8 protein-coding genes are annotated in these 12534 nt (G+C 47.2%); 4 read left to right on the top strand and 4 right to left on the bottom strand.

The annotated features are described in order from the left end of the window. Positions 1-80: 80 nt before the first annotated feature. Both DR864_RS04845 and DR864_RS04840 read right to left on the bottom strand, forming a co-directional pair. Positions 81-1229, bottom strand: a complete 1149-nt coding sequence (locus DR864_RS04845; protein ID WP_229599520.1) for a BamA/TamA family outer membrane protein — start codon at positions 1227-1229, stop codon at positions 81-83. A 104-nt stretch (positions 1230-1333) separates the two neighbouring features. After that, entirely contained in the window at positions 1334-2092 is a 759-nt protein-coding gene (locus tag DR864_RS04840) for an oxygenase MpaB family protein (protein ID WP_114065896.1), read from the bottom strand. A gap of 335 nt (positions 2093-2427) precedes the next feature. Here DR864_RS04840 and DR864_RS04835 point away from each other — a divergent pair, with 335 nt between their 5' ends. Then, positions 2428-4227 carry a glycosyltransferase family protein gene (locus DR864_RS04835; RefSeq protein WP_162793554.1) on the top strand — a complete coding sequence of 600 codons (1800 nt, stop codon included), beginning with the start codon at positions 2428-2430 and terminating at the stop codon, positions 4225-4227. Positions 4228-4599: 372 nt separating this feature from the next. On the opposite strand, the gene DR864_RS04830 is transcribed toward DR864_RS04835, so the two are convergent. Together DR864_RS04830 and DR864_RS04825 are read right to left on the bottom strand one after the other, a co-directional pair. Further along, positions 4600-5967, bottom strand: coding sequence for a sensor histidine kinase (locus DR864_RS04830; RefSeq protein ID WP_114065894.1), 1368 nt, complete (start codon positions 5965-5967; stop codon positions 4600-4602). Further along, on the bottom strand, positions 5964-6641 hold the full coding sequence (locus tag DR864_RS04825; protein ID WP_114065893.1) for a response regulator transcription factor: 678 nt from the start codon (positions 6639-6641) through the stop codon (positions 5964-5966). Before DR864_RS04825 ends, DR864_RS04830 begins: the two co-directional genes overlap by 4 nt. Before the next feature lie 174 nt (positions 6642-6815). Here DR864_RS04825 and DR864_RS04820 point away from each other — a divergent pair, with 174 nt between their 5' ends. The 3 genes from DR864_RS04820 to DR864_RS04810 are packed head-to-tail and all read left to right on the top strand — an operon-like array spanning position 6816 to position 12516. Next, a complete protein-coding gene (locus DR864_RS04820; protein ID WP_114065892.1) occupies positions 6816-8195 on the top strand; it encodes a TolC family protein in 1380 nt (459 codons plus the stop codon). Between the two features lie 26 nt (positions 8196-8221). Further along, positions 8222-11425: an efflux RND transporter permease subunit gene (locus DR864_RS04815; RefSeq protein WP_114065891.1), complete on the top strand. Its 3204-nt coding sequence runs from the start codon at positions 8222-8224 to the stop codon at positions 11423-11425. After that, positions 11422-12516, top strand: coding sequence for an efflux RND transporter periplasmic adaptor subunit (locus tag DR864_RS04810; protein WP_114065890.1), 1095 nt, complete (start codon positions 11422-11424; stop codon positions 12514-12516). The genes DR864_RS04815 and DR864_RS04810 overlap by 4 nt, the downstream gene beginning before the upstream one ends. Positions 12517-12534 lie beyond the last annotated feature (18 nt).

Below are 12534 nucleotides of genomic sequence, written 5' to 3'. Positions count from 1 at the left end.
GGGTTTAAAGGCCCCTTTTTAAGCCCTAATTGGGCTTAAGTAACATTTCTTAGAAGACTCTTAACCCCATTACTACACTCTCAGAATGCCTCACCCGTAAACAGATAAAAGTTGGGGCCGTCTTCGGAGAACCCGACGTCTAATCGGACATAAATATCTCGCCTTGGGAAGAGCAAATAACGCAGTCCGACGCCAGCAGTAGGGCGGATATATTGGGTAGAGAATTCGCTGATTTTGGGGGCTACGACGGCCGCTCCCGCAAAAGCAGCGGCCCCAAATCGTTTGCTAAAACCGAAGGGCAACCAGCGGTGCTCCACCTGAGCTGCTATCATGTTTTTGTCTCGGTAACGACCTGAATAATAGCCCCGCATAATCATTTCTCCACCCATCAATGCGAGTTGGTTGAAGGGAATGTTGCCCCCGTAAAAATTTCCATATACCTGCCAAGCCAGCACATTGCGTGGGCTGGTCGGATGGTAGGAACGTACATCCAGATTGACTCCATGAAATGTATATTGACTGCCAATGCGGGGATGATATTGAAGGAAAGAGAGCTCACCAAAAAGCCCTTTTCTGACATTCAGCACGTTGTGACGGTTGTCATACACCAACGCCGCTCCCAGCCCCACATTAATGGTTCCGTTGGTGCCTAAGGGTTTGTCATAGAGATGATTTTCGGGCTGTTTAAACGCGGTATTATACAGCTGCTGATAATCTATTTCGGGTCCGATAAAAAGATTGGGAATGATTTTTCTTAAAACCCTTTGGCGGAATAAAAGATAGTTGGCGTCGATCAATGCAGGCTCTTTGGCGGAAGGCGAGGGCCCGATGCCATAGTATAGAAGCGGAAATTTCTGGAAGCGCATTCGGCCTAGCAAAAACCAATTGTCTTGGTCTCCGTAAATGGCATTATCTATCCACAACCCATATTGCCCATTCATCGTGACAAAGCCAAATGCCTGCACTTCACTAAGGCGGTTGAGTGTATCATTTTTGGCCTGGAAAAGCAGGAGGGAAGATACCCCAAACTCAAAGCTAGTTTCGGGCGCGTAAGCCAGCGTAGGATAAAACCGATAACTTGGTTTGCCGGGTGCGGTAGTGTCTGATATTGTTTTTTTTATAAAACTTTTGAACCGACTATCCTGCCCCAATAGGGGGGCGCTCAATCCAAAAAAGCCCATCAAAAAAAGCAGAAATATTCGCTGCAACATCAACATAATATCAATCATAGTGTAGATATAAACCCAACTCAAATAAAACCGTTCCTGTAATTTAGCATTTACATGAATTAACGTCCACTTTGTTGAAGATGTTTTAATATTTCAGCTTGATATTATACAACGTCCAATGCGGCAATTTGTGGCTTGTAAGCCTCTGGCAAAATCACATTTTTCAGGTAGTTCTCTACTTTTAGTAATCTCAGAAGCTTGTAGGTACCAATTGCCGACGCAAAAATGGGGAATTTTCCGAGTCTAAGAAGCTTATTTACCCTTGTAGGAACGACCAAAATTTGCGCTTGTTTGAGCAAAAAAAATCGAAATGAACCTAAATGTTTCTCGTACTGCCGGTAAAGGTCAAGGGTAAAATGGCTTGATAGTAAGTTTTCTTGGATGTGTTCATCGCGCATTTTTTGCCATTCATCAAAATGGACGGGTAAGCCTTTAATGCCCATTCTTGCGCCTACGCGGTAAAATACCTCAAATACCTCCTCTTTTTCTGGCGGGGTTAATTTTCGCTCCAATAACTCAAACGACCGAATGGAATAATCAATGAGCATAAAAAGGACGTCGCGGTAGGCCCAATCGGGAATTTGAGTACCCCGTTTTTGCTCAACGCCCTGATGAATAGCGGCGATTTTGTCAATGGCAAAAATGGCCTCGCTGTACTCCGAAAAAACGATTTGACGAGCGTACGAAACGGTCGAAAATAAACGCCCCAGCGGGTCGGAGGGGAGTTTACCTGTGAAGTAAAGCCAATCTACGGCCTTGTTTAACGCAAATTCGGCCGAGGCGCCCGCAAAGATAAATAGGATTGTGTCGGCTTTACCCCAGATTTTCCGGACGATGGAATCAGGCGCTGCAAAGTATTCCATTTTGATGAATTTAGATTTGTTTTCGTCTCTACAATCAGAACCAGCAGGTAAATGTAAATAGTTTATTAAAAAGTACTTTTGTTTACAAAGTAAATTAAAAGTGTTGATTTTGTCAAGAGGTCATAATCTCCGAGCTTCTTAATGAGGTGGTAAAACCTGCGATTTATGTAAGAAAACGCAATAGATGTATAACGTTTTCTACGTTGATTATCCCCAATTTTAACTCAAATTACGTGACATTTTACGGCATAAAGGGCTAAAAATATGATAATCTGCACTTTATGGTTGATTATTAGGCCATAAATATCCACACTCCCCTTATTTAAATAGAATGAATGGTACATGATGGAATGGATTGGTTTTTTGAGGATTGGCCATTAATTTATTATTCAATCGGATCTGTTTTACTCATTGTTTTGGGGATTACCTCGGGCATTGTGCCTGATTATACCGCCAAAATGCCCGAGAAAAGTCATTTTTGGCTGCTTGTTCTGATGATTATATTTCTCCGGATTCCCAGTATTGGGTTCAATGAAGAACTCAACCCAGATGAAAGCCAGATGATGGCGCAGGCAATTACGCTAAGTCAAAAACCCATCTTTTGGTCGTCGGTAGACGGAACCACTTCTGGCCCGCTCAACAGTTATGTACTTTTGTTGCCCGCCGTTTTGGGAATTCCGCTGGATTATACGGCGGCCCGCATCACCGCATTGGGATTGATTTTAGTTGCTTTTTACTTTTTTTATCGCAGTCTCCAACTTATCTCCAAGCCAATTGCCACTCGTTTGAGCTCCTTGGCGGTTGCCGTTTTTTTTGGTTGGACCACCTGGTCTGATTTTCTGCATTACAGCAGTGAATTGGCCGCTCTGCCCTTACTGACGGCTTGCTTCTATATTGCCTGTTTATGGATGAGTGGCGCAAAACGATCACTGATTGACTTATACCTGATGGGCTTTATGGCGGGGTTGGTTCCGTTTTGCAAGTTGCAGGCTTTGCCTGTTATTGCGGGTCCGTTATTGGTTCTTGCCTTTTTTCTGATTCAATTTCAGCGGTTCAACTACAGGGCCCTTTTCACGTTGATGGGCGGCGGCGTGAGCAGTATTGGTATCATTCTAATGCTATGCGCCCGCTATGGCGTACTGGATGACTTTTATACCTACTATTTGCTGGCAAATTTGATTGGCTACGAAGAATTGAACCAATATTCAACGATGCTGCCCCATTCGCTCTTGGAGAGGTTCATTGCCCTGCCAACTTATTTAGCGCACCATCTGGATATTCTTGCGCTCTTTGCACTGATTGCGCCGTTGTTACTGCTCCGCTTTTTTAAGGCCAATCCTTTTATCAATAAAACGGAGAGTTATAAATGGATTTCGGTCATGGCGGTGGTTACATTGGGGCTGTCTCTGTTTGCGGTGTTTAAACCCGAAACGCAATTTAGTCATTACCTGCTTTTTGCCGTTTTTCCTTTGGGCTGGGTACTCAACGTTTGTCTTTCGCCGCTGCTAAAAGAGAATGGGTCGCCCGAAAACAGGTGGCCAACTCGGGTGTTTATGGCGACGATATTCTTCTTTATTTTTCTGCGGTTTACACTGTACGGCTATTTCAGTACTTACAGTGTGGCGTTAGTGACCTATCCGCCAATGAGTAACAATGAGGTAGGGCGCGGGGCTTCGGTAGCCTTCAGGATTAATCCTTACCTCGCGGTTTTTCCACGTTATGCCCGATTGCAGAAATCAGCCGTTGCCGAATGGATTCAACAGGCCACTAAGCCGACAGATTGCATAGCCGTGTGGGGTTGGAACTGTCGTTTATACGTTGAAAGTCAAAGGCGGCAGGGAACGGCGGAAACGCATTCTCAACGCAGTATTATGAAAAATTCGTTTCAGGCGGTATACCTTGAAAAATACATTCGGAATCTTCAAGAAAACCAACCCGCTTTGTTCTTGGATGCCGTAGGTCCTAACAATTTGATGTTTACGCTAAAATCGCAGCGGCATGAATCCTATCTAGCATTGTATCGTATGGTAGCAAGAGATTATTCTTTCGTCAAAGAAATTGACAGCGTTCGAATTTATCAACGAAAAGACCTCATTCGTCAAGCGCCTACTCAGGTATCGTTGTCGGGATACTGAAAGCATCATTCTTCCAAGAGAGTGCCCCGATTTTCTAAAGATTCACAATTATGAGGTATATTTTGACCGGCAAATTCACCCGTCAATAGGTTAATTTCGCGGGCGAATAGGTAGGATTCACCGGTGAATAGGTAGGATTCACGGCTTTTAGGGATAAAAATGAATAAAAGTTTATGTTACTTTGCTACCGTAGTCTAAAGAATTCAGCAACAAGTGTGTTCCTGTATTCTCTAGTCAACTCAATGTTATGAAAGATAAAGTGAGCCGTGAAAGCGGTTTTTGAAGATTTATTCAAGTAGGGTAAAGTTGTTGCATGACCCGTTCTCTTTGAGAGCGGGTCATGTTTTTTTGGGATATTCGATAGGAAGTATTTTATATTGAGATAGCTGGCAAACGGATCGAAACGGTTGTGCCTTCATTGGGGACAGATTGGATATTGAGCACACCCCGATGAATGGTAATGATTTTTTCGGCCAAGGTCAGGCCTAGCCCAAAACCTTTTATCGTTCCTACATTCTCGGCCCGCATCATGGGCAAAAAGACCTCTGAAAGCCGGGCGTCGGGGATGCCGATACCTCGGTCAATAATGTCAATAATTACCCAAAATGGTTGACAGGTGATGACTGCTTGTACAGGCTTAAAATTAGAATATTTGCAGGCGTTGTCAATAATATTAATCAAGGCCGTACGCAACAAACTGTTATTGCCGACGACCTTAATGCGCGGGCTGTTTTCAATAAATACTTCGGTCAGTTGCAAGTCAATTTGTTGATGTGGGTACTTTTCCTGAAAATAACTTACGGTGTCCAAAATTGTATCTACTGGATTGACATCTTCCATGAGTCGATTAGGGTTCAGCCCTTCGACCTCCGTCAGGTGCAGGAGCGAATTGGCCAGTTCAATGGCATCCTCTAGCCGGAGTAGTGCTTTTGCCATGCTCTCGCGGGTAGCTTCGGGGGTTTGGTCGTAGGCCAAGCCCGTTTCCAACATTCCCTTTACGACCGTCAGCGGTGTGCGGATTTCGTGGGAGGCATACCCAATAAAGTGCTCATGGCTGACGGCCAATTTTTGCAGCCGACTCAATAGTTGATTGAACGACCCGGCCAAGTAACTTGCTTCGTCGGGCTCGGTTTTAAAGGATAGTCGAAATGAAAAATCGTTGACGGTAGCGGTATTTATCTGACTGATTAAGCGGTCGAACGGCTGCATGGCCCGCCGAGCAAACAAAAAGCCTGCTAATATAATTACGGCCAATGATAAAATGTTGCCGCCCAAAAGGATGGCAAATAAGTTAGTACTGGTCTGGTGCCCGTTGAGGTCATAAGCCGTTACGACGACTACATAATTTCTGTTTTGGTAATTAAAAGACAGCGCAACACCTTCTTTAGGCGATGGCCATTCGGGTGTTTTGTAGGTAAAATACATCTCTTTGCGGCGGGCTTCGCGGAGCAGGTCTTTGGTCGGTACATAGTCGTGCGGACCCGTGGAAGAGTAAATGAGCTGATTTTCTACGTCAAAAATCATTTCTTTTTGCTCGGGTAAAATCAGAAAGCTGAATCGGTGAAATTCACTGCGATTCAGAAAATAGGTCTGGGCAGAAAGTGCGCGACGTTGCAGCCGGGTGCGCATCATTGAACGTCGGTACGATTCGTAAGCTTCAAAAATAAAAAAAGAAAACAGCACGAGTATCGTGGCTACCAATAACCCAAACGCAATCGTTACTTTTTCTTTGATGCTCATGGCTCAGCCCCAATCATGTATCCAACCCCAAAAACGGTATGTACGAGTTTTGGCTCTACGGTGTCTATTTTTCGACGTAGGTAATTGATATACACGTCTACCACGTTGGTATTGGTATTAAAATGTACATCCCAAACATTTTCTTGAATGCTCACTCGACTCACCACGCGCCCCTGATTCACCAACAGGTACTCAAGTAAGGCGTACTCCCGTGCGGTCAGTGTAATGCGCTGCCCTGCCCGCCAAACCTGATGCGATTGTGTGTCTAGTTCCAAGTCCAGCAGAGTCAGCCGTTTGGGAAGCAGTGGGCGGGAAGAATGCCGCCTTGCAAGGGCTTTTAGTCTGAATACCAGCTCTTTGAAGGCAAAAGGTTTGGTGAGATAATCATCGGCACCCGATTCAAACCCCAGTACTTTGTTGTCAAGGCTCCCCAGCGCCGTTAATAATATCACTGGAATCGCAGGCCAGTTTTGTTTGATAAAACGGCACAAATCATACCCATTAAGGCCCGGAATATTTACATCCAGCACCACCACATCATAGCTATGCTCATTGACTAAACTGCGCCCTATGATTCCGTCGTAGGCCATCGAAACAGGTATGCCTTCCGACTGTAAACCCTTCTGAATGAACTGGGCCAGTTCGACGTCATCTTCAACCAATAATACATTCATAACACGCTAAAAACACTTTTGAATGGCTAATTCTACCACTAAAGTAACCATTAAACGACTTGATTTGGGTTTCTAATCAAATTCTAATAAATCACTAATGAGTCTTTAATGAGCGTGGTGGTTATTTTGAAGGGTGAAACGACACCTCCACCCATTTCTTAATTTATTGTACAAATGATGTTTTTTGCCCGTCGTAACTCCTCCTTGATTGCCTTGATTTTAGTGAGTCATACTTGCCTGTTTGCTCAGGTATTGACGATGGAAAGAGCCATTGAAGCAACCTTTTCTAATTATCCGACGCTGGCGGCGCAACGCTCGGCGCTGGAGGCTATTCGGGCAAATGCCCAGGTGGTGCGCGACAATCGTCTGCCCAATGTTCGTCTCCACGACCAGATAGATGTCGGAACGGCTAACGGTCATTCGGGCTCGTATTTTTCGCTGGGGTTAATCGTGCCTACTTCGGGCGGGCGACGGACGGAAAACCGAATGGATTTGGCTTCGGGCAATATTGCGCTGGCTTCCATGGACTGGGAAGTGTATAATTTCGGGCGTTTTAAGGCCGAAGATCAGCTTGCCCGCACCGATATTGCCGTTGGTGAATCTGCGCTGGAACGGGAAAAATTTGGACTTCGCCAACTCGTCATTACTACCTATTTAGATTTGCTTCGCCTGCATCAACTCTTGAAAATTGAGCAAGGAAACATGGCCCGCGTGGATACCGTTCGTCGAATCACCGTTAACTTGGTGCGTAATGGCATCAAACCTGGGCTTGATTCGTCGCTGGTTTCGGTGCAGTTTTCCAAAGCTAAACTCGGCTATTGGCAGGTGCTGGAAGATTATCGACAGGCCGCCAATCAACTCGCCACGCTCACAGGGCGCCCCGTCGAGCAAATGCAAATTGATACCACTTTTCATTCGGCATCGGCGGGTTTGTCTCCTCTTTATTCTGAACCCACCAATGACCATCCACTGCTGAAATACCGTGATTATTTGGCCAAATATCGCTCGGCAGAAATTGATGTGATTCGTAAAGCCGCCCTTCCGAGGGTTTCACTGCTGACGGCGACTTGGGCGCGAGGTTCTAGCATTAACGTTGAAAATAACTATGGACCTTTGGGCAACGGGCTGCTTTACAGCCGGACCAACGTTCTGATCGGGGCGGCAATGACCGTCAACTTGACGGATTTTCGTCGTTCTTCCCATCGTATTCAGTTGCAACAGTTTCGGGTAAAAGAAGCGACCAATCAACTGGCGGCGGAGCAACTGCAACTTAAAAATGCCCTAAATGCTTCGGAGGCGATGCTTTATGTTTTACAACTCGAACTAAAGGAACTGCCCCTTTCATTGCAGTCGGCTACGGCGGCTTATAACCAACGGCTTTCCCGGTATCATAATGGATTAGAAAATATTTTGGGGTTAACGGATGCCCTGCAACTGCTTACTTCGGTGGAAAAAGACGTTGTAATAACCCAAAGCCGTGCCCTGAGGGTGCAACTCCAAAAAGCTTTAGCCACCAATAATTTCGAGGCGTTTTTCGCCCTTTTTCGTCGGTAGTACCCCCTTAACCACCCATTGTATTTATGTCGCTCTTGTCCACATCGTTAAAACGTCCGCTTTCGGCTTTGGTGCTGATTGGGGGGCTTGTCGTGTTCTCTGTTTTATCGGCCACCAAAATTCCGATTGATATATTTCCCCGGCTAAATTCCCCCGTTATTTACGTGATTGAGCCTTACGGGGGCATGTCACCAGCGCAGATGGAAGGTTTTTTTGCGACCAGAATGCAAGACCAATTTCTGTACATTTCGGGTATCAAAGAAATCCAGAGCCGCAGCGTGCAGGGGCTTACCATCGTAAAGCTGGCTTTTTATGAAGGGTCTGACATGGCGCAGGCAGCCGCCGAAGTGGCGATTCAGGTCAACAGGGCCATGAAATTTTTTCCGCCGGGGGCGTTGCCACCGCAAGTGGTACGCTACGATGCGTCCTCGGTGCCCATCGGCGATTTGGTTTTCAGCAGCAAAACACGCGCGCTCAAGGAGATTCACGAATTGGCCGTCACGCGTATTCGACCGCTGTTTTCGACTATTCCGGGCCTTACGGCTCCGCCACCGATTGGAACCAACTCGCGGACGGTTGTGATTAACCTTGACCCCGATAAAATCCGGAGCCTGAACGTATCGCCCGATGAAGTGGTCGAGGCTTTGGCGGCCAATAACGTCATGACGCCCTCGGGGAATATTCGCGTCGAAAACCGAACTTACATTACCACCCTCAATTCACTTGAAGAAAAAGTCGAAGATTTTAATCAGATTTCCATCAGCACCAAGGGCCACCGCACCATTTTTCTACGAGATTTGGCGACGGTCTCCGATGGTTCTGACGTAACGGCGGGCTATGCGTTGGTCAACGGCAACCGTTCTTCTTATATTCCGGTGGTCAAAACGGCCGACGCTTCAACCTGGGATGTGGTGACTCGACTGAAGGCAAAATTGCCCGAAATGCGCAGCCTCCTTCCCGAAGATATCGAGGTTTCCTACGAATTTGACCAATCCATTTTTGTGATTAATGCGGTTAAAAGCCTGATTTTTGAAGGGGCGCTTGGGGCCATTTTGACGGGCCTGATGGTATTGCTTTTTTTGGGTGATTGGCGTAGTTCTTTGATTGTGATCATCACGATTCCAGTCTCGATTATTGCGGCGGTACTACTGCTGAATTTGGCGGGACAAACCATCAACATCATGACGTTGTCGGGGCTGTCGTTGGCCATTGGTATTCTGGTAGACCAGGCCACGGTGACCATTGAAAATATTCATCAACATTTGGAAATGGGGAAACCCAAAAAACTAGCCGTGTACGATGCCTGTCGGGAGGTTGCCTTGCCTCTTTTGCTGATTTTATTGTGCATTCTGGCCGTTTTTGCTCCATCTTTTTTGATGTCAGGCGTACCGAAAGCTATGTTTCTACCGCTATCACTTTCCATTGGATTTGCCATGACGGTCTCTTATTTTTTGGCCCAAAGTCTGGTGCCGATTTTGGCCAACCGCCTCATGAAAAGCCACCCTCATGTTTCCGAACACAAAGTTAATATCAAACAAAAGACGTCGTATTTTGAATGGATGCGCGACGGATTTGTGCAACAAACTAGCCGACTGATGCGACGAAATAGGCTGATTGTCAGTATATATCTTTTGATTATTTTCGTTTTGGCGGGCGTTGGATTTGTCTATATCGGTAAAGACATTTTGCCACAAATTAATTCTGGTCAGATGGTGATTCGGATGAAAACCCCCGACGGCACCCGCCTCGAACGCACCGAAGAAAGGGTAAAAGAACTCCTGAATTTGGTCAATGAAGTGGCCGAGGGGAATCTGGCTGTCTCTTCGGCTTACGTGGGCGTGGTGCCTACCAACTATGCCACCACCAACCTGTACGTCAGCACGAGCGGCTCCAACGATGCGGTGATTAAAGTAGCCTTGGCAAAAGAATACCATGCCAATATGCAAGATTTTAAAGAACGCTTGCGTGAGGCGGTAAAAGAACAAATGCCCGGCATCACGCTTTCCTTTGAGCCCGCCGACCTGACCGAAAAACTCATGAGTCAGGGCGCGTACACGCCCATCGAAGTGCAGGTGGCTGGTCGGGACATGGCCCAAATTGAAAGTTACGCCAATCAACTCGTGAGCGGTTTGGCGGAGGTGCCTTTTTTGCGGGATGTGCGAATTATTCAGCCCCTCAAGTTTCCCGTCATCAATATCAAACTCGACCGACAAAAACTAGCTATGATGGGGCTCAACATTCAGCAGGTAGCCCGGTCTATCACGGCGTCAACGTCTTCGAGTCGATTTACCGAAAAAAATCAGTGGCTGGATCAAAAATCAGCGTACACGTACCAAGTGCAGGTGCAGATTCCTGAATATGCCATGCGGAGCTTACCCCAATTGCAGGAAATTCCGTTGGTGGCAGGTCAGGTACGCCCAGTACTGTCGGATGTGGCAACGTTTTCGATGGATACCCTGCCTGGAGAATACGCCCGAACGGGACCGCGACGGTTTGTGACGGTTTCTGCTAATATTCACCACACCGATTTGGGGGCCGCAACCACGGCCGTAGAGAAGGTAGTGGCGGGGATGGGAGAAGCACCCAAGGGACTTGTTACGCAAATCAAAGGGATGTCGTCGTTGCTCGTCGAAACCCTCGACAGTTTGCAGGTGGGATTGGCGATTGCTGTGTTGGTTATTTTTCTGCTGTTGGCCGCCAATTATCAGTCTTTCAAGTTGTCATTTGTGGTGCTGTCCACCATTCCTGCGGTGATTGTCGGGGCGATTGGTTTGCTGTTGCTGACGGGTAGTACGCTCAATTTGCAATCTTACATGGGGATTATTATGTCGGTAGGGATTTCGGTTGCCAACGCTATTTTGATTGTGACCAATGCCGAGCAGCTTCGGTGGGAGTACCGCGACGCCCGTAAGGCCGCCATTGAAAGTGTGGGTATCCGCCTGCGCCCTGTGCTGATGACGAGTTTTGCCATGATAGCAGGCATGGTGCCGATGGCACTTGGTACGGGCGATGCGGGCGAGCAGGTGGCTCCGTTGGGGCGGGCCGTGATTGGGGGCTTGATTGCGTCAACGATTGCGGCTTTGTACATCGTTCCGCAGGTATATGCTTGGTTGCAGGGTAGTTCCAACTTCCAAAACCCATCCCTTTTGCCCGAAGAGGAGCCCGTCACGCATCCCATTTTTGAAGAAGAGTCCCTTGAAATCCATCATTTAGTTCATAAAGAAATATGAAAACAATCGTATTCAGCGGTCTTGCCGCGCTGGTCGTTTCGGTCACCCTGACGGGCTGTTCGTCTTCAGAGACGGCTGAAAAGAAGACCAAAAAATCACCGACCGACCGACCCAAATTCCAAATTGGAAAAGCCGTTCCGCAAAAAGTGGGGCAGACATTTCGACTTCCGGGCGAATTTAAGGCTTTTCAGGAGGTAAATATTTATCCCAAGGCCGACGGATTTGTGGAGCAGGTGTTGGTTGACCGGGGTTCTTTTGTGAAAAAAGGCCAAATACTCATGGTCTTGGATTCGCCAGAATCTGAAGAGAGGTTGGCAGTAGCTCGTTCTAATGCTCTGAAAGCCAATGCACTACTGGTGGCTAGTCGGGAGCATTACCGTCGCTTGAAGGCGAGTAGCAGAGTGGCGGGCTCGGTCTCGGCGCTTGATTTGGAAACCGCCAACGCTCGTATGATGGCCGACAGCGCGTCGATGCTGGGTGAGGAGGCCAACTTTAGGGCGCTTACCAAAATCAAATCCTACTTGACAGTACGCGCGCCGTTTGATGGCGTTATTACTGAGCGAAATGTCCATCCGGGCGCGCTGGTCGGGTCGGGCGCTAAAATGGAGCGTCCGATGATGGTGTTACAACAACAAAATCACCTTCGGCTCGTGCTGGATATACCAGAAAATTACAGCATAACGCTTAAACATGGAAAAACGGTTTTGTTTACGGTTGGTGCGTTGCCTGGTCAGGTATTTAAGGGAAAAATTACGCGTCGTTCAGGAAACATGAATGAGCAATTTCGCTCCGAAACCGTTGAAATAGACATTGCAAATAACGCTGGAAAATTTAAGCCGGGCATGTTTGCCGAAGTAATTCTGGACTCAGAAGGCACCACTGGTGCGTTGGCGGTGCCGCTTACGTCGGTGGTAGCTTCTACGGAGCGTCAGTACGTGATTCGGGTGATTGACGGCCGGGCGCAGTACGTCGATGTGCGGCGCGGTCAGCAATCGGGGGATTTGACGGAAGTGTTCGGCAATTTGCGGGCCAATGACCAAATCGTCATCAATGCCCGCGAAGACCTGAAAGAAGGAACGGAAATACAATAGTTATAACAACACCGCAAA

The sequence above is a fragment of the Runella rosea genome (genome assembly GCF_003325355.1).
Lineage (GTDB): Bacteria > Bacteroidota > Bacteroidia > Cytophagales > Spirosomataceae > Runella > Runella rosea.
This window is presented reverse-complemented; position numbering and strand designations above follow the sequence as displayed.